The 16,954-nt window shown below is 64.6% G+C and carries 16 protein-coding genes and 1 pseudogene; 5 read left to right on the top strand and 12 right to left on the bottom strand.

What is annotated here, in order from left to right; translation table 11 throughout:
• Positions 1 to 85 precede the first annotated feature (85 nt).
• The 7 genes and pseudogenes from ABIF91_RS18020 to soxX form a co-directional block, all read right to left on the bottom strand.
• A complete protein-coding gene (locus tag ABIF91_RS18020) occupies positions 86 to 544 on the bottom strand; it encodes a hypothetical protein (RefSeq protein ID WP_028179930.1) in 459 nt (152 codons plus the stop codon).
• On the bottom strand, positions 541 to 2,292 hold the full coding sequence (soxB, locus tag ABIF91_RS18025) for a thiosulfohydrolase SoxB (RefSeq protein ID WP_424579288.1): 1,752 nt from the start codon (positions 2,290 to 2,292) through the stop codon (positions 541 to 543). Before soxB ends, ABIF91_RS18020 begins: the two co-directional genes overlap by 4 nt.
• 54 nt (positions 2,293 to 2,346) lie before the next feature.
• Positions 2,347 to 2,652, bottom strand: coding sequence for a hypothetical protein (locus ABIF91_RS18030; RefSeq protein ID WP_028179928.1), 306 nt, complete (start codon positions 2,650 to 2,652; stop codon positions 2,347 to 2,349).
• Positions 2,649 to 3,512 carry a sulfur oxidation c-type cytochrome SoxA gene (gene soxA / locus ABIF91_RS18035; protein WP_424579289.1) on the bottom strand — a complete coding sequence of 288 codons (864 nt, stop codon included), beginning with the start codon at positions 3,510 to 3,512 and terminating at the stop codon, positions 2,649 to 2,651. Before soxA ends, ABIF91_RS18030 begins: the two co-directional genes overlap by 4 nt.
• Positions 3,512 to 3,824, bottom strand: a pseudogene (soxZ, locus tag ABIF91_RS18040) (thiosulfate oxidation carrier complex protein SoxZ). The gene soxA and the pseudogene soxZ overlap by 1 nt, the downstream one beginning before the upstream one ends.
• A gap of 15 nt (positions 3,825 to 3,839) precedes the next feature.
• Positions 3,840 to 4,331, bottom strand: a complete 492-nt coding sequence (soxY, locus tag ABIF91_RS18045; protein WP_028179925.1) for a thiosulfate oxidation carrier protein SoxY — start codon at positions 4,329 to 4,331, stop codon at positions 3,840 to 3,842.
• 25 nt (positions 4,332 to 4,356) lie between these two features.
• Positions 4,357 to 4,713, bottom strand: coding sequence for a sulfur oxidation c-type cytochrome SoxX (gene soxX, locus ABIF91_RS18050; RefSeq protein WP_028179924.1), 357 nt, complete (start codon positions 4,711 to 4,713; stop codon positions 4,357 to 4,359).
• Positions 4,714 to 4,944: 231 nt separating this feature from the next.
• On the opposite strand from soxX, the gene ABIF91_RS18055 reads away from it, so the two are divergent.
• Positions 4,945 to 5,619, top strand: a complete 675-nt coding sequence (locus ABIF91_RS18055) for a DUF938 domain-containing protein (RefSeq protein ID WP_028179923.1) — start codon at positions 4,945 to 4,947, stop codon at positions 5,617 to 5,619.
• 130 nt (positions 5,620 to 5,749) lie between these two features.
• On the opposite strand, the gene ABIF91_RS18060 is transcribed toward ABIF91_RS18055, so the two are convergent.
• Together ABIF91_RS18060 and ABIF91_RS18065 are read right to left on the bottom strand one after the other, a co-directional pair.
• Positions 5,750 to 6,814, bottom strand: a complete 1,065-nt coding sequence (locus ABIF91_RS18060; RefSeq protein WP_011084514.1) for an IS630-like element ISRj1 family transposase — start codon at positions 6,812 to 6,814, stop codon at positions 5,750 to 5,752.
• Positions 6,815 to 6,856: 42 nt separating this feature from the next.
• Positions 6,857 to 8,923: a prolyl oligopeptidase family serine peptidase gene (locus ABIF91_RS18065; protein ID WP_028179922.1), complete on the bottom strand. Its 2,067-nt coding sequence runs from the start codon at positions 8,921 to 8,923 to the stop codon at positions 6,857 to 6,859.
• 208 nt (positions 8,924 to 9,131) lie between these two features.
• Between ABIF91_RS18065 and ABIF91_RS18070 the strand changes: the two genes are divergently transcribed.
• Both ABIF91_RS18070 and ABIF91_RS18075 read left to right on the top strand, forming a co-directional pair.
• Complete coding sequence (locus tag ABIF91_RS18070; RefSeq protein WP_028179921.1) at positions 9,132 to 10,379, top strand: MFS transporter; 1,248 nt, start codon at positions 9,132 to 9,134, stop codon at positions 10,377 to 10,379.
• Positions 10,380 to 10,591: 212 nt separating this feature from the next.
• A complete protein-coding gene (locus ABIF91_RS18075) occupies positions 10,592 to 11,836 on the top strand; it encodes an MFS transporter (protein ID WP_424579290.1) in 1,245 nt (414 codons plus the stop codon).
• A 92-nt stretch (positions 11,837 to 11,928) separates the two neighbouring features.
• Here ABIF91_RS18075 and ABIF91_RS18080 read toward each other — a convergent pair whose 3' ends face one another.
• On the bottom strand, positions 11,929 to 12,423 hold the full coding sequence (locus ABIF91_RS18080; RefSeq protein WP_028181580.1) for a VOC family protein: 495 nt from the start codon (positions 12,421 to 12,423) through the stop codon (positions 11,929 to 11,931).
• 89 nt (positions 12,424 to 12,512) lie between these two features.
• On the bottom strand, positions 12,513 to 13,058 hold the full coding sequence (locus tag ABIF91_RS18085) for a carboxymuconolactone decarboxylase family protein (RefSeq protein WP_028181581.1): 546 nt from the start codon (positions 13,056 to 13,058) through the stop codon (positions 12,513 to 12,515).
• 134 nt (positions 13,059 to 13,192) lie between these two features.
• On the opposite strand from ABIF91_RS18085, the gene ABIF91_RS18090 reads away from it, so the two are divergent.
• Both ABIF91_RS18090 and ABIF91_RS18095 read left to right on the top strand, forming a co-directional pair.
• A complete protein-coding gene (locus ABIF91_RS18090) occupies positions 13,193 to 14,392 on the top strand; it encodes an acyl-CoA dehydrogenase family protein (protein WP_028181582.1) in 1,200 nt (399 codons plus the stop codon).
• Between the two features lie 147 nt (positions 14,393 to 14,539).
• A complete protein-coding gene (locus ABIF91_RS18095; RefSeq protein WP_424579373.1) occupies positions 14,540 to 15,679 on the top strand; it encodes an acyl-CoA dehydrogenase family protein in 1,140 nt (379 codons plus the stop codon).
• A 195-nt stretch (positions 15,680 to 15,874) separates the two neighbouring features.
• Here ABIF91_RS18095 and ABIF91_RS18100 read toward each other — a convergent pair whose 3' ends face one another.
• Positions 15,875 to 16,912 (bottom strand): amino acid ABC transporter substrate-binding protein, encoded by a 1,038-nt coding sequence (locus tag ABIF91_RS18100; protein WP_028181584.1) that lies wholly within the window; start codon positions 16,910 to 16,912, stop codon positions 15,875 to 15,877.
• Positions 16,913 to 16,954: the final 42 nt, after the last annotated feature.

Consider the following 16,954-nt stretch of genomic DNA (forward strand, 5'->3'; position numbering starts at 1 on the left):
CAAACCACTCCCTGTGGCTATGGGTTCCGGATCGGCGCGCGCTTGAGGCGCGCTTGTCCAGGACGACACGGAGATCGCCGCGCCCCTACGGCCGCACCAATGTGTACCCGTTCTCCGCCAGGAACAGGATCTGCCCAACCCCGACCTGCACCGGAGTCGCGGAAGGGATGAACTCCGGCCTCCTGCCGGTCTCGCGCTCGATCGTGTCCACCGTGTTGAGGCAGATGTCGAAGCGCACGCCTTGTGCGATCAGGCTCTCGACCTGCTTGCGGCGCTCGCTGCCGGCAAGAAGCAGGTCGATGCCGGGACCGAACACCACCACTTCGATTGCGATCTTGTCGGGATCGTAGGCCTTCAGCAGGTTGTTGGCGACGCTCAGCACCAGCGCCTGCTTCTTCGCATCGCCATCGGAGAGCTGCAGCACGATCCTGTGCTCGGCGAACGGCTTGTCCTGGAGCGGCACCTGTTGTGCCAGAGCGGGCGGGGCCGCCGCCCAGACGAGCAGTGCCAGCATCATCGCGGATATGAGCTGCGACCTCATCATCCCTGTCCTGCAATGCCTGGATTGCCCTCGACTCCCTTCAGCGTCACGCCGGAGCCGAGCCGCTCCGGCAACATCCGGCCCGAGCGCAGATACTTGCCGACGACGTCCCACACCGGCGCGCCTTGCTGGCCGTTGACAGAAGCCCAGCCCGCGACCTTGTAGCGGTGTCTGGCGCTGAGCGTCTTGCCGCTGCCAAGCCTCAGCTCCGAGATGCGGCTGCCGATCTCGGCTGTCGGCATGCAGGTGTAGCTGAGCCCGCCGACGCGCACCATGTCGCCGCCCTGCTGGTAATAGGGATCGGCGTTGAAGAGATTGTCGCAGACGTCTTCCAGCACGTCCTTGATCTGGGCTCCCGTCATTTCCTGCACATAGGTCTCGGGATAGGTGATCGCGGTCTCCGCCAGCAGATCCTCCATGGTCAGCGCCTGGCCGGACAGCGCGGTGACGCCCCAGCGGAAGCCCGGCGACAGCGCGATCTCGGCGTCGAGCTCGGCACGCAGCGCGGTGCAGATCAATTCGTCGACGGGCCCGGAGAAATTGTCGCGGCGGTAGAGCAGGCGATCCGGCGTTGCGATCTTCTCCGACCAGTCGCTCACATGCTGCGCGCGCAGCCGGCCGGTCAGCTCGGCCATGGCAGGGTCGGGCTTCAGCAGCTCGGAATAGACCGGCAGCAGATGATAGTGGACGTCGCTGACCTTGCCCTTGTCGAGTGCAAGATCGAGCACGGCCAGGAATTTCCCGTTGGAGCCGGCATTGGTGACGAGCGTCGTGCCGCCTGCATTCTTCACGGCAATCGGCTGCGGCACGGCATCATGGGTGTGGCCGCCGAGGATGACGTCGATGCCGGTGACCCGGCTTGCGAGCTTGAGGTCGACATCCATGCCGTTGTGCGACAGCAGGACGACGGCATCGACCTTGTCGGTGCCCCGCAAGGCATCGACATGCTTCTGCAACTCCTCCTCGCGGATGCCGAAGCTCCAATCCGGTGTGAATCGTTTCGGATGCGCGATCGGAACGTAAGGGAAGGCCTGGCCGACGATCGCGACGCGATGCCCGCCGATCTCCTTGATCATCGAAGGCTTGAACACGCGGCCGGTGGCCTTGTCGAAGGCGGGGGCGTCGTTGAACGCGGCTTCCTCGGTCAGGAACACGTTCTGCGCCAGGAACTCGCCCTTGAAGCGCTCGAGATTGTCGCGCAGCGCCTGCTCGCCATAGGTGAACTCCCAATGCCCGGTCATCGCCTCGATGCCGAGCAGATTGGCGACCTCGACCATGTCGCGGCCCTGCATGACGTTTGCAAGCCCGGTGCCTTGCCAGAGATCGCCGCCGTCGATGAGCAGCGAACGCTTCTCGCCGACATCGGCGCGCAAGCGGTCGACCAGCGTCTTCAGATGGGCGAAGCCGCCGAGCTTGCCGAAGCGGCCTGCAGACTTCTCGAACTCGAAGCAGGTGAAAGCATAGGCATCCGCGCTGTCGGGCCGGATGCCGAACCGCTCCAGGAAGGCGCGGCCGACCAGATGCGGCGGCCGTCCCGCCATCTCACCGATGCCGATATTGACGCTGGGCTCGCGGAAATAAACCGGATTGAGCTGCGCATGCGTGTCGGTGATGTGCAGGATCCGCGCGTTGCCGAACCGCTCGATGTCGTAGATGCTGGCTGTCTCGGTGCCGCGGGCCAGCCGCGGCAGGCCGAGCGTCGCGGCGGCAAGGCCTGCACTTCTCAGGAAATCGCGGCGGCGGATCGCCATCCAAGAATTCTCCGCGCCTCTCGTGATCGTCGGACTATTCCACTCAGGCGCAGTCTAGCGGATTTCCATCGCCTTCCAGGCTTCTTTTTCGGACGTGGCCTGGAAGATCGACGCCTTCGCCAGGGCCTCGGCCTCCCTGGCCGCGGCAACCGCACGGTCGAAATCGCCGCCGTCGGCAGCCTTCTTCGCTGCCGCCAGCGCAGATACGGTCACGGTCCATTGATTGCGCATGCCGGCCGCCTCCTTGGAGGCGGCTTCGGCGGCGGCATAGGCCGCCTTGTAGTCCGCCTCGTTCGCCGCGCGCGCGGATGGCGCAAGGCTCAAGACGAGCAGCATGGCGAGAGCAAGTGACCGCTTCATGGCCGTGCTCCCGGTCCCGAGATCGGCAGGCCGTTGGCGACATAGGACAGGAAATATTCGACGTCGCGATATTCGTCCGATTGCGGCTCCAGCGGAACCGCGCGGGTCTGGCTGTTGCAGGTGACGAAGCGGCGGCTGGTGGTGCTCATGCCGCTCCATTCGGAGCGGTAGATCGGCATCGCGTTGAGGATGCCGAGCGCCGGTGCCAGGGTCTCGGCGCGGATGCGCTCACCCGGGCTCTGCACATGGCAGCTGGCGCAGGAGAAATTCATCTGGCCGCGCCGGGTGTAGAAATAGCGCTTGCCGTTCTCGTACGCCGCCAGCGCACGTTGATCGTCGGGAATCTTGATGTCCATCGGCTTGCCGCGCGAGGTGTAGGCCATGTAGGCGGTGAGCGAAGCCATCTCGTCCTTGACGTAGGAATAGGGCGCTTCGCCGTTGGCCTCGCGGCAGCGGTTGAGTGCGAGCTCCAGCGTGACGACCTTGCCTTCCTTCTCGTCGAAGTATGGATAGTTCTGGCGGATGCCGATGCCGCCGTTCGGGAAGCAGTCGGCGTAGGTCTTGCCGTTCTTGAACGGGGTCGAGAACATCTCCTTGCCGGCATCGAGCGCGAACTCGTAGGGCGGGAATTCCTCCTTCTCCTGCCACTGCCGCTTCATGTCCTCGTTCATGGAATAAGGACCGTTGACGAAATCCTCGTGCTTCACGTTCGGAAACTTCTGGAAGAAGAAGTTCTGGAACGCCTTGGCATCGGCGACGGGATCGACCTTGTCGGCGGCGACGACACGCGTTGCGGCGAAAGCAAGCGCCGCGAGTGCGACGAACGCCGAGCCGAGCAGAATCGTGGCGCGCTGTTTCATCACGCGATCTTCGCGGTGGTCGTGTCCGACGCACCCTTGTTGTCGGTCCAGGAGATCTTGAGCTCGTCGCCCTTCCTGGCGCCCTTGAAGCTGAACTTGACGTAGGGGTCCTTGGAGACCGCAGTGCCCCAATTGGCGACGAAGACGTCCTTGCCGTTACACTCGAACTTCAGCTCCTGGATGAAGTGCGCCCGGGATCAGCTCGCCCTTGGAATCCTTGACCAGGCCGGTGTCCATGGGGTGCTGGATCAGCGTCTGCACCTCGGTGATGTCGCCGTTGGATGTCGCGCGCACGCGAATGCTGGATGCCATGTCGAACTGCCTCGCTTAGCCGCCGCAACCGCCGACGGTGACCTTGACCTCTTTGGTCGCGCTGTAGAGCTTGCCGTCGGCTTCCACGATCGCGGTCAATTTGGTGGTCTTGGCCATCTTCAGCCGGTTGGCGACGGCAGGGATCGTGCCGTCGGGAATCTTGTAGCTTGCCGCGAGCGCGTTCGGGTTCTCGGCCACCAAGAACGAGATCGAGGTGACCTTGTCGAGCGACGTCGTCACCGAGATCGGCACCACGCCGCCGTTCTCGGCGATCTCCGGCGCGTCGAGCTTGACCTTGTCGGACGGCTCCGCGGTCCTGCCATAGAGGGCCTTGATCGCGTCGGCCTCGTTCTTCTGCTTGAACGCCTCTTCCGGATATTTGTCGTTGGCTGCGGCGCGCGCGGGAGCGGCGCCGAACGGCAGATTGCCGAGGCCGAGCAGCGCGACACTGGCTGCGCCCTGAAGGATGAGGCGCCGCGTCGGATGAGCGCCGGTGGTCGTGGTCATCTCAAGTCTCCTGGGCAGCCGGCCGTTACAGGGTCTGCAGGAAATCAACGATCGCGTTGATCTCCTGTTCGGTCAAAATCCGGTTCCGGCCGAACGGCGGCATCATGGTCTGCGGATTGCGCTTGGTCTCGTCGAAGATGATGGCGAACAGCTCGTTGCGATCGGGATACTTTGCCGTGATGTCCTTCAGCTCCGGCCCGATCGTTCCCGGCAGGTCGCCGCCTTTGATGACGTGGCAGGTCAGGCAATTGCCCTTGCCGCGGTCGAAGGCGAGCTTCTGGCCCTCGGTTACGGTGGACTGCGCCCGCGCCGGGGCCGCAGCCGCGCCGGCGACAAGGGCCAGCGCAACCAGCAGGGCGGGCTTGCAGGGAAAGACGGTCAAGGCATCGTCCGGAGCGGTATGTCGATGATCTCGTTTGCGGAATGTTCAAAAGCACAAAGGGCACCGCCTGACAATCAAGACTATGCACGCGGCAAAATGGAGTTAATATCCTGCGCATTCCAGCTGATGAGATAGTTCGTTCATCGGATCGACTGCGATTAGCAAATTATTCTCGTGGGCGTTTTTGCCCTGAAGCCCGTGCTTTCTTTTTCACATTATTGGGGACGTCACTTGGCTGAATATGTCGTCGAATTCGGCAAGGATGGCGGACGGGTCGAGCCGGATGGCCGCCTCGATGCGCCGGCCTTTCATCGCAATCACGAACCGATCTGGGCGGCGCTGGAAAAGGATCTCGCGGGCTGCACCGGCATCGCGGTGGAACTCGGCAGTGGAACCGGCCAGCACGTGGTTCATTTCGCCCGCCACACGCCCGGCCTCATCTGGTGGCCGAGCGACCTCAACCAGCGCCATCTCAAGAGCATCGAAGCCTGGCGCGTGCATGCGGGCCTGCCGAACATCCGCTCGCCCCTGCGGATCGATCTCACCGATCCCGACTGGTGTCCGGAGATGAAGAGCGGGCAGGGGCCGACAAGCCTTGCGGTCGTGTTCTGCGCCAATGTCATTCACATCGCGCCCTGGGCCGTGGCCGAAGGCCTGTTCGCCGGCGCCGGCCGCTATCTGCGTGCCGACGGCAAGCTGTTCCTCTACGGCCCCTTCAAGCGCGACGGCAAGCACACTGCGCTCAGCAATGCGGTGTTCGACACCTCCTTGCGCGAGGGCAATCCCGATTGGGGCGTGCGCGATATCAGCGATGTCGAAAAGCTCGCAAAGGCGGTAGGCCTTGGCCTCGTCGATACCATCGAGATGCCCGCGAACAATCTTACGCTGGTGTTTGCGAGGCGCTAGGAGGTCGTCATGCCCGGGCTTGTCCCGGGCATCCACGTTCTTCGGGCACCAAGGCAAGGCGTGGATGGCCGGGTCAAGCCCGGCCATGACGATGTGGAGACGTCAGCGGATCCAACTCTAGTACCCGGAATCAGAGCTGAGTGATACGGCGGCCTTTGAAACGGCGTTGACGGACCTTTTTCTTGGTCCAGACGAAGGGCTCGGCTCTGTCGTTGTATGCGTTGACGTAGGCATCGATGTGTTCCTGAAGCTGCTTGAGGCTCGTGAAGGAGGTGCCGCTGAGCGACTGCCCCTGCAAGATGGAAAACCATACTTCGACCTGATTGAGCCATGACGCACTTGTCGGCGTGAAATGAAATTGCACGTTGGGGTGGGCCTTGAGCCAGTCCTCGTTCTTTTTATGGGTGTTGAGGTTGTCGAGGATGACGTGAAGCTTGCGGTTCGGAAAAGTCGCGGTGACGCTGTTCATGAAATCGAGAAACTCGACGCGGCGCCGGCGTTTTGAATGGGTCGCGATGATCTTTCCGGTGGCGACTTCGAGCGCCGCAAACAATGTTGTGGTGCCATGCCGCTTGTAATCGTGGCTTTGGCCGGTTAAGGCGCGGCCATTGGGCAACTTCAGATAACCCTGCGCTCGCTCCAAAGCCTGGATCGAGGGCTTCTCGTCCACGCACAGCACAATGGCCTTCGCCGGCGGCGCGACATAGAGGCCGACAACATCGGCGGCTTTGGCCGTAAAGTTCGGGTCGTTGCTCTCGCACCAGGACTTGCGAGCCACCAGGTCAATCTTGTGGCTGCGCAGGAACCGCCAGACATATTGGACATCGACATCGCCCAGCGCCTCGGCCAGCAGGGGGCCGGTCCAGCGCGCAAACCCTTGCGGTGGCGGCTTATCCAGCAGCTTCAGAATCCGCTTGTCGGTCGTCTTCGTATAGATCGGCTGCTTGCCAGGCCGCGGCTTGTCTTGCAGCCCTTCAAGGCCATGGTCGGCATAGCGATGCCGCCAAAGGCTGACAATCCGCGGCTGGACCCCAACTTCCTTGGCGATCGACCGGGTGCTGCGCCCATCCGCCGCCAACAGAACTATCCGCGCCCGCTTCAAATCGCGCTGCAACGTCACCGGTGAGCGACAGCACGCCTCAAGCACCTTGCGATCTTTCCTCGAAAGGTGGACTTCTCTTGCTTCGGGTATCATCCCGACCTTGAATCACGACTCACGTTCCAAGAAAAGTGGGTACTAGCCTCCATCCTTCCACCCGATCCTCTCCTTCAAGAACCGGAAGCCGAGCACCTCGAAGCCGGCGCGCTCCTTGTTGTCCTTGCCGTAGCCGTGGCCGCCGGCAGCCGGCTCATAGAACCAGGCTTCAAAGCCCATCGCCTGGAGCTTGGCGGCCATCTTGCGCGCATGGCCGGGATGGACGCGGTCGTCGCGCCGCGTGGTCGCGATCAGGATCGGCGGATAGGCCTGGCCGGCCTTCACGTTGTGATAGGCCGAGTAGGTCTTCAGCCACTCCCATTCCTCGGGCTTGTCGGGGTCGCCATATTCGGCGATCCAGCTCGCGCCCGCGAGCAGCTTCGTGTAGCGGCGCATGTCGATCAGCGGGATGGTGCAGAACAGTGCGCCGAACCGGTCGGGATAGCGCACCAGCATGTTGGTGATGAGGATGCCGCCGTTCGATCCGCCCTGCGCCGCGATGCGCTTCGGCTGCGTCACGCCGCGGCGGACCAGATCGGCCGCGACCGCGGCGAAATCGTCGTGCGACAGCTTCTTGCCGGCCAGCCGTCCGGCATCGTGCCAGCGCGTGCCGAACTCGCCGCCGCCACGCAAATTCGCCTGCACCGTCGTGCCGCCGCGCTCCAGCCACAGCTTGCCGAGCGAGGCATTGTAGTACGGCTTCACGGCAAGTCCGAAGCCGCCATAGGCACTCATATAGACCGGCGCATCGCCGGTCTCCCCGGCGGGCCCGGTCTGCACATAGGGAATGCGCTCGCCGTCAACAGAGATCGCCTCGTGCTGCGTCACGACAAGGCCGTCGGCAGTGAATGTCTTCGGCGCCTGCTTCAGCACGGTCGGACTGGCAACGCCCGGCTCGATCAGCAGCAGCGAGGGCGGCGTCAGCGGATCCTGCACATTGGCGAGCAGATCGCCATTGCCTTCGGAGGGATGGCGATCGAGCGGCCAGACGTCGACGACGCCGATTCCCGGCAGGCCGCCAAGTGTCTCACGGCTCCAGCTAGTGGCGGATGGCGTGCAGATATCGAAGCGAGGCTTGAGCTCGTCGAGGATCGAGAGCACCAGCTGTCCGGCGGCCCAGAACAAACCCTGCAGCGCGCGCCGCGGTGCCGGCTCGAACAGCACCGCGAAATCGCGGCTGCCGGCCAGGAACGCCGAAAGCGAGATGCCGAGCACGGTATCGGTGACATGGGTCTGGCCTGCGACCGTCCAGTCCTTGCGCAGCTTCATCGCGAACCAGTCGCCATGCGCCTGCATCCAGATCCCGGTCGGCAGGTCGAGCTTCGTCGTCGTGCCGGCCGCATCGCGCAGCCGGATCGCGTGATTGAAGAAGTCGATCTGGTCGACGATCCAGACCCGGGGCGCCGCTCCGGTGTCGTCGGCGCTGCCATAGATCGTCATGTGATCGGCCGCGGTCTCGATGATCACCTGCGCCTGATCGACAGGCTGGCCTCGCCGCCACAGGCGAACCGTCCGCGCATATCCCGAGCTCGTCGCCATGTCCTCGCCATGCGCGCTCGACAGCAGCAGCGTGTCGGCATCGAGCCAGTCGACGCCGCCTTTTGCTTCCGGCAGCGTAAAGCCGTCCGCAACGAAGCTCTTCGTGGCGAGGTCGAACTCGCGAAGAGTGACGGCGTCGCTGCCGCCGCGCGACAGGCTCAGGATCGCCCGCGAGCTTCCCGGCATCGTGGCGATCCCGCCGAGCAGCCAGTCCTCGCCTTCGCTCGCCGCGAGCCGGTCGATATCCAGCATGGTCTCCCATGCCGGATCGGCCTTGCGAAATTCCGCCAGCGTCGTGCGCCGCCACAGGCCGCGCGGGTTGCTGGCGTCCTTCCAGAGGTTGTGGAGGTCGTTGCCGCGCCGGCTGACATAGGGAATGTTGTCCGGCCGGTCGTAGATCGCCGCGAGGATGTCGCGGTCGCGCGCGAAAGCCGCTCCGCCGAACGCCTGGAGCGTCAGGCTGTTCTGCCGCTCCACGAAATCGAGCGCCTGTGTGCCCTCGATCTCCTCCAGCCATAGCCAGGGATCGTCGTCGGGAGCGCTGAGCGTGGGCCTGTCGTCGACGGACATGAGCGAAACTCCAAAAACTCGCGGCGGATAGGATTTGATCGAGCGCAAGCCGTCAAGCGCGGCGGCCCGCTATCATCTGTTCGATTGCGTCAGAGACATGGCCTGCGCCCGTTTGCGCCGGTTGCCCGCCTTCCCACGCCCCTCCATAGTGCCGGGAATCAACAGCCCTCGTGAGCCCTTGAAAGTCCCCTGGGGCGGAAAAATTTCGATGCTGGACGTGACTGCAGTCAGTGAGATCGCCGACGATGCCCGCGTGCGTGCCAATGTGGTGCGCCTTGCCGCGGCGCAGGCGCTGACCGGCGCCAACTCCGCGGTGATCTTCGCCACCGGCGCGATCGTCGGCGCCACGCTCGCGCCCGACATGTCGTTCGCGACTGTGCCGATCTCGATGTATGTGGTGGGACTCGCCGCGGGCACGCTGCCGACCGGTGCGATCTCGCGCCGCTTCGGTCGCCGCGCGGCTTTCGTCATCGGCACGGGCCTCGGCACGCTCACCGGCCTGCTCGGCTCGTTCGCGATCCTGCACGGCTCGTTCGCACTGTTCTGTGTCGCGACCTTCCTTGGCGGCCTCTACGGCGCCGTGGCGCAGTCCTATCGCTTCGCCGCCGCCGACGGCGCCAGCGCGGCCTACCGTCCGAAGGCGGTGTCCTGGGTGATGGCGGGCGGCGTGTTCGCCGGCGTGCTCGGTCCGCAGCTCGTGCAATGGACCATGGATGTCTGGCAGCCCTATCTGTTCGCCTTCAGCTTCCTGGTGCAGGCCGCCGTCGCGCTGGTCGCGATGGGCATCGTCGCCGGCGTCGACATGCCCAGGCCCGCGCCGGCCGATCTGCACGGCGGCCGGCCGCTGCTCACCATCGTGACCCAGCCGCGCTTCATCGCGGCGGCGCTGTGCGGCGTGATCTCCTATCCCATGATGAACCTGGTGATGACCTCGGCGCCGCTCGCCATGAAGCTGTGCGGCCTCAGCGTGTCCGATTCCAATTTCGGCCTGCAATGGCACATCGTCGCGATGTACGGGCCGAGCTTCTTCACAGGCACGCTGATCGCCCGCTTCGGTGCGCCCAGAATCGTGGCCGCCGGCCTGCTGCTGGAAGCCGGCGCCGCCGGCATCGGCCTCTCCGGGCTCACCGCGATGCATTTCTGGGCCACGCTGGTCGTGCTCGGCGTCGGCTGGAATTTCTCCTTCATCGGCGCCTCCGCGCTGGTGCTGGAGACGCACCGGCCGCAGGAGCGCAACAAGGTGCAGGCCTTCAACGATTTCCTGGTGTTCGGCATGATGGCGATCGGCTCGTTCTCCTCCGGGCAGCTGCTCGCCAATTACGGCTGGTCGGCGGTGAACCTGGTGGTGTTCCCGCCTGTCGTGCTGGGTCTTGCCGTGCTCTCGCTGGTCTCCTGGGCGCGCCGCCGCAAGGCGCGGCTGGATGCGGCGATGGGCGAGTTCCCTGATGCGGTCTAGGCTGGCGGGAGGCTGTCAGCAGCGTTGATACTTCGATCCGGGTCGAAGTGATTTTCTGGTGAGGGTTAGTTAGATGTCGTCATGGCCGGGCTTGTCCCGGCCATCCACGTCTTTGCGACGTCGAAGGAAGAGAGTGGATGCCTGGGCATAGGCGAGCGGAAGCGACGCCGTCCTTCAGACGGCTATGCCCGGGCATGACGGAGTAAGCGGCAATGCTTGATAATCCTCAACAGCCCACGATCGACGAATCCTCCCTCCGCTACGAAGGCTGGCGCATCGTCGCGGTCTGCTTCCTGCTCGCCACCTTCGGCTGGGGTCTCGGCTTCTACGGCCAGAGCGTCTATGTCGCCGAGCTCCAGCGCGCGCGGGGCTGGCCGACGACGCTGATCTCCGCAGGGACGACGTTCTTCTATCTGTTCGGCGCGCTGCTGGTCGTTTTCGTCGGCGAAGCCGTGCGGAAATACGGTCCGCGCCTCTGCCTGATTGCCGGCACGCTGGCGATGGCGGCGGCCGCGGTCGCGATCGGCGCGGTGCGCGAGCCCTGGCAGCTTTATCTCGCGAATGCCGTGCTCGCCTTCGGCTGGGCCGGCACGAGTCTCGCCATGATCACCAACACGATCAGCCTGTGGTTCGACCGCAAGCGCGGCATGGCGATCAGCCTGGCGCTGAACGGCGCCAGCTTCGGCGGCATCGTCGGCGTGCCGCTGCTGGTGACGCTGATCGGCCATATCGGCTTCGCCAGCGCGATGCATGCCGCTGCCGGCGCCATGCTGGTGCTGCTGCTGCCGGTCATCCTGCTTCTCGTCGGCCGCCCGCCCGATCGTCATGGCTGGCACGCGACGGCGAAGGCCAAACCGCAATCGTCGACGCAGATCCGCGCATGGGCGCTGCGTGACGTCGGCTTCCTCACGGTGACGATCGCCTTTGCCCTGGTGCTGTTCGCCCAGGTGGGCTTCATCGTGCACCTGATCTCGTTCCTCGATCCCGTAATCGGTCGCGAGCGCGCCGCCGTCGCCGTCGCGGTGCTGACGGCGATGGCCGTCGTCGGCCGGGTGCTGTTCTCGCTGGTGATCGACCGCCTCGATCAGCGTTTGGCCTCCGCGCTCTCGTTCCTCAGCCAGGCGGCGGCGCTTCTCGTCGTCATCAATCTGCATGATGACTATGTGCTGATCGCGGCCTGCGCGGTGTTCGGCTTCTCGGTCGGCAACCTCATCACGCTGCCGTCGCTGATCGTGCAGCAGGAGTTCGACAGTTCCGCGTTCGGCGTGCTGATCAGCTTGAATACGGCGATCAACCAGGTGACCTACGCATTCGGCCCGGGCGTCGTCGGGGCCTTGCGCGATTGGTCCGGCGGCTATGCGCTGCCGTTCTATCTCTGCATCGCGCTGGAGGTGATGGCCGCGGCGCTGATCATGGTGCGGAGAAGAGAATCTCGTAGGGTGGGCAAAGGCGCATAGCGCCGTGCCCACCATCGGACTCTCCACGTGCGCCGCAAGAATCGGTGGGCACGCTACGCTTTGCCCACCCTACGAGATCGTGCCCCTGCGGCTCACGCCTCGCGCTGCTTCAGCAACGCCTCCACATCCAGCCGCTTGGTGAACATCGCCAGCTTCCCATCCGGCCCGAACGGCCATTGCTCCCTGGGCCTGTCCCAATACAGCTCGACCCCGTTCTGGTCGGGATCGCGCAGATACAGCGCCTCGCTGACGCCGTGATCGCTGGCGCCATCCAGCGCAATGCCGGCCGTGAGCACCCGATGCAGCGCATCCGCAAGTGCAGGCCGCGTCGGGTAGAGGATCGCGGTGTGAAACAGCCCGGTCGCATCAGGCGGCGGCGGCGAGCCGCCCTTGCTCTCCCAGGTATTGAGCCCGATGTGATGGTGATAGCCGCCGGCGGAGATGAAGGCGGCGCCCGAGCCCATCCGCTGCATCAGCTCGAAGCCGAGCACGCCGCAATAGAAGCCGAGCGCGCGATCGAGATCGGCGACCTTGAGGTGGACGTGGCCGATCCTGGTGCCGGCGGCGACGGCGGGGCTTTGCGACATGGGAATGCTCCGTTGCTGAGCTCCAGATAGGGCGGGCCTCGGGACAGCGCTATTGCTCGTCTCGAAACCCATCGTTTCTAGATAAGACGCTAAGCCAGCTCCGACACCTCGCCTTCCGGCAGCCCGAACTCGAACGTGTTCAGCGTCATCGATACAAGCGTGTAATAGCCGCACAGCCCGATCACCTCGACCACGCCGCGCTCACCGAGCAGCTTCACTGCCTCATCATACAAGCCCTTCTCGACGCCGTGTCCCTCGTGCAGCGACTTCGCGACGTCGTAGATCATCTTCCCCTTGGGGTCGTCGAACTCGGGCGTGCGGCGGTCGCGGATCGCGTCGATGATCTCGGGCTTCATGCCTCCTGCAAGTGCCAGGCGCTTATGCGCGTACCATTCGTAATGCGCGGTCCAGTGCCGCGCCGTCACCAGGATCGCGATCTCCGAGAGCTTTGCCGGGAATATCGTGTCGAAGCGCATGACCTCGCCGAGCCGCGTCGCGTGACGCGCCATCTCCGGACTGTTGAGCCAGGCCATCATCGGCGCCGGCGGCTTGCCGCGCTTGCCGGCAATCGATTCGTCATAGGTCTGCCGCTGGCTCTCGTTCATTTCGCCAGGCGAAAGAAGCTTCAGGCGCATTCGCGTTTCCTCTTTGTTTTCAAGCACCGTCTTGCCGCGACTATAGCCGACTGCGCCTGCGGAAGTGGTTGAATTCCGCGGGGGCTTGGCCCAGAGTCCTGCCCAACAAGTCTTTTTGATTGATGGAAACGACCATGAGCGACACTGAGACCGCCGATCTCGAGACATTCCGCAACGAGACGCGCGCCTGGCTGGAAGCCAATTGCCCGCCGGAAATGCGCAAGCCCGCGACGTCGGATGCCGACGTGTTCTGGGGCGGGCGCAATGCAAAATTCTCGTCCGAGCCGCAGCGCATCTGGTTCGAGCGCATGCGCGACAAGGGCTGGACCGTCCCTGACTGGCCGAAGGAGTATGGCGGCGGCGGCTTGAGCGCGGCCGAGCACAAGGTGCTGCGCGCCGAGATGGCGAGGATCGGCGCGCGCCCGCCGCTGTCGAGCTTCGGCATCTGGATGCTCGGGCCGGCGCTCTTGAAATACGGCAACGATGCCCAGAAGAAGGAGCATCTGCCGAAGATCGCGGCGGGCGAGATCCGCTGGTGCCAGGGCTATTCCGAGCCGAACGCCGGCTCCGATCTCGCCTCGCTCCAGACCCGCGCCGAGAGCGACGGCGACGACTTCATCATCAACGGCCAGAAGATCTGGACGTCCTATGCCAATTACGCCGACTGGATCTTCTGCCTGGTGCGCACCGATCCCACTGCCAAGAAGCATGACGGCATCAGCTTCATCCTGTTCGACATGACCTCGAAGGGCGTCTCGACCAAGCCGATCCTCTTGATCTCCGGTTATTCGCCGTTCTGCGAGACATTCTTCGACAATGTCCGCGTGCCGAAGTCGCATGTGGTCGGCACCATCAACCGCGGCTGGGACGTCGCGAAATATCTCCTGCAGCATGAGCGCGCGATGATCTCAGGGATGGGCGAGCGCGGCGTCGGCCGGCCGCTCGGCCAGATCGCGGCGGACTCCGTCGGCACCGATGGGCAAGGCAGGCTGGACGATGCCATGCTGCGCGGCCAGATCGCGCGCTTCGACGTCGATGAAGCCGCGCTCGCGGCCTGCGCCGAGCGCGCGGTCGATCTCGCCAAGGCCGGGCAGGCGCATCCGGCGTTCTCGTCGGCGATGAAGTACTACGGCACCGAGCTCAACAAGCGCCGCCACGAGATCCTGATGTCGGCCGGCGGCGTCGATGCGCTGGAATGGGAGAGCGAGCGCTCCAAGCAGGGCGCGCGCCCGCGCGCCTGGCTGCGCACCAAGGCCAACTCGATCGAGGGCGGCACGTCCGAGGTCATGCTCGGCATCGTCGCCAAGCGCATCCTGGATCTGCCGGGGGCGTGAACACGCTCTCACCACCCGTCATTACGGGGCGCGCGTAGCGCGAGCCCGGAATCCATACTCCCGATCGTGGTTATGGATTCCGGGCCTGGCCCTTCGGGCCATCCCGGAATGACGACACAGATGGATTTTCGAATCGGAAACACGCACATGGCCCTCGTCCTCACCGAAGAACAATCGATGCTCCGCGACAGCGCGCGCGGGCTGATCAGCGACAAGGCGCCGGTCTCGCACCTGCGTCACTTGCGCGACAGCAAGGACTCCACCGGTTTCTCGAAAGAGCTCTGGCATTCCTTTGCCGAGATGGGTTTTGCCGGTCTTCTGGTGCCGGAAGAGTTCGGTGGCAGTGGCCTCGGCCATGTCGAGGCTGGCGTCGTCATGGAGGAGATCGGCCGCACCCTGATGCCGTCGCCCTTCCTCGCCACCAGCGTCGTCGCGGCCTCGGCGCTGAACCGCGGCGGTAATTCCGCGCAGAGATCGGAGTATCTGCCGAAGATCGCGAGCGGCTCGCTGCTCGCAACGCTCGCAATCGACGAGGGCGCCAAGCACCGTCCGCTCCACACCGGCTTGCAGGCCGTGCGCGCCGGCAACGGGTTCAAGCTCAGCGGTGCCAAGGCGCTCGTGGTCGACGGACACGTCGCCGATCTCCTGATCGTTGCCGCGCGCACGACGGGCGCCGCCGGTGAGCGCGAGGGCCTGACGCTGTTCCTGGTGAACCCCGCGGCGAAGGGCGTCGCGATCGAGCGCACCATCATGGTCGATGCGCACAATGCAGCGCGGATCGAGTTCGCAAATGTCGAGGTCAATGCCGACAGCGTGCTCGGCGAGGTCGATCAGGGCGCAACTCTGCTCGAAGGCGTGCTCGATATCGGCCGCGGCGCGGTCGCCGCCGAAATGGTCGGTCTCAGCGAGGAGGTGTTCGGCCGCACCGTCGAGTACCTGAAGAGCCGCAAGCAGTTCGGCAAGCTGATCGGCGAATTCCAGGCCCTCCAGCACCGCGCCGCCGAGCTCTATGTCGACATCGAGATCGCCCGCGCCGCGGTGATGAAGGCGCTGCAGGCCCTGGATGGCGACGTCGCCAAGGCCGCCTCTGCCGTCGCAGTCGCAAAGGCCCGCGCCGGCACCACGGCCACGCGCGCGGTGCAGGAAGGCGTGCAGATGCATGGCGGCATGGGCATGACCGACCAGTTCGACATCGGCTTCTTCATGAAGCGCGCGCGGGTGTGCGAGGAATTGTTCGGCGATGCGAACTATCACACCGAGCAACTCGCAAGAGCGCAAGGGTATTGAGGCGGGGCTGGGGCGCGAGGGCGCGCCTCACCCTCGGTGTCGTCGCCCGGCTCGACCGGGCGACCCAGTACGCCGCGGCCTCTCCGCATGCGTTTGCCGTCTCTGGAATACTGGATCGCCCGCTTTCGCGGGCGATGACAGTTGAGAGTGTGGAAAGCGGTGGCCCCAAGCTGACGGCGACGGCGGAGAGACCTCCTACCGCATCGGCGGTGCGTACTGCACGCCGCCTGCGTTCCATAGCTGGTTCATGCCGCGGGGGATCTTCAGCTTGGACTTCTCGCCGATGTTTCGGTCGTACATCTCGCCGTAATTGCCGACGTGGCGGATGATGCGGGCGGCCCAGTCCTTGGTGAGGCCGAGCTGCTCGCCGTAACGGCCCTCGGTGCCGACGAGGCGCATCACTTCCGGCTTCTTCGACTTCAGAGCTTCGTCGATGTTCTCCGAGGTGACGCCGAGCTCCTCGGCGTTGATCATGGCATACAGCGTCCACTTCACGATCATCATCCAGTCGTCGTCGCGCTGACGCACGACGGGGGCGAGCGGCTCCTTGGAGATCATGTCCGGCAGGATCATGTGGTCGCCGGGTTTCGAGAGGTTCAGCCGCAGCGCATAGAGCTGGGAGACGTCGGCCGAAAGCGTGTCGCACTTGCCGGTGTCGTAGGCCTTCACGACGTCGTCGAGCTTGTCGAACTTCACCTCTTCATACTTCATGTTGTTGACGCGGAAGTAATCGGCGACGTTGAGTGTCGTCGTGGTTCCGCTCTGCACGCAGACCTTGCTGTCTGTCAGATCCAGCGAGGTCTCCTTGTTGCGCGCGCGCGGCACCATGAAGCCGACGCCGTCGTAATAGGCCACGGCCGGAAAATACAGGTCGTAGTCGAGCTCGCGCGCCATGCTCCAGGTCGTGTTGCGCGAGAGGATGTCCACCTTGCGGCTCTGCAGCTCCTTGAAACGCTCATTGGCGTCGAGGGGAACGAACTTCGCCTTGCCCGGATCGTTGAAGATCGCGGCGGCCACCGCGCGGCAGAAATCGACGTCGAAGCCGGTCCAGTTGCCCTTGTCGTCGGGGATCGAGAAGCCCGGCAGGCCCTTGTTGACGCCGCACAGCACTTCGCCCCGGCGAACCGTGCGCTTCAGGGTGCGGGTGTCGTAGAATTCGTAAATGATCGCCAGGACGGCAACCAGCACGGCGACGGCGAGCCCGATCAGCAGGCCGCCACGAAAAGTGCGCATCATATTGCTCTCTCGAAAGTATCGGGAAAAGGAATTTGGAGG

It is taken from the genome of Bradyrhizobium sp. USDA 241 (genome assembly GCF_049739505.1).
Taxonomy (GTDB): domain Bacteria; phylum Pseudomonadota; class Alphaproteobacteria; order Rhizobiales; family Xanthobacteraceae; genus Bradyrhizobium; species Bradyrhizobium liaoningense.

Bases quoted from the DNA above. Each gene is read 5' to 3' on its own strand.
- ABIF91_RS18020 (WP_028179930.1), bottom strand. From the start codon at position 544: ATGATGAGGTCGCAGCTCATATCCGCGATGATGCTGGCACTGCTCGTC.
- soxB (WP_424579288.1), bottom strand. From the start codon at position 2,292: ATGGCGATCCGCCGCCGCGATTTCCTGAGAAGTGCAGGCCTTGCCGCC.
- ABIF91_RS18030 (WP_028179928.1), bottom strand. From the start codon at position 2,652: ATGAAGCGGTCACTTGCTCTCGCCATGCTGCTCGTCTTGAGCCTTGCG.
- soxA (WP_424579289.1), bottom strand. From the start codon at position 3,512: ATGAAACAGCGCGCCACGATTCTGCTCGGCTCGGCGTTCGTCGCACTC.
- soxY (WP_028179925.1), bottom strand. From the start codon at position 4,331: ATGACCACGACCACCGGCGCTCATCCGACGCGGCGCCTCATCCTTCAG.
- ABIF91_RS18060 (WP_011084514.1), bottom strand. From the start codon at position 6,814: ATGATACCCGAAGCAAGAGAAGTCCACCTTTCGAGGAAAGATCGCAAG.
- ABIF91_RS18065 (WP_028179922.1), bottom strand. From the start codon at position 8,923: ATGTCCGTCGACGACAGGCCCACGCTCAGCGCTCCCGACGACGATCCC.
- ABIF91_RS18070 (WP_028179921.1), top strand. From the start codon at position 9,132: ATGCTGGACGTGACTGCAGTCAGTGAGATCGCCGACGATGCCCGCGTG.
- ABIF91_RS18075 (WP_424579290.1), top strand. From the start codon at position 10,592: ATGCTTGATAATCCTCAACAGCCCACGATCGACGAATCCTCCCTCCGC.
- ABIF91_RS18080 (WP_028181580.1), bottom strand. From the start codon at position 12,423: ATGTCGCAAAGCCCCGCCGTCGCCGCCGGCACCAGGATCGGCCACGTC.
- ABIF91_RS18085 (WP_028181581.1), bottom strand. From the start codon at position 13,058: ATGCGCCTGAAGCTTCTTTCGCCTGGCGAAATGAACGAGAGCCAGCGG.
- ABIF91_RS18090 (WP_028181582.1), top strand. From the start codon at position 13,193: ATGAGCGACACTGAGACCGCCGATCTCGAGACATTCCGCAACGAGACG.
- ABIF91_RS18095 (WP_424579373.1), top strand. From the start codon at position 14,540: ATGGCCCTCGTCCTCACCGAAGAACAATCGATGCTCCGCGACAGCGCG.
- ABIF91_RS18100 (WP_028181584.1), bottom strand. From the start codon at position 16,912: ATGCGCACTTTTCGTGGCGGCCTGCTGATCGGGCTCGCCGTCGCCGTG.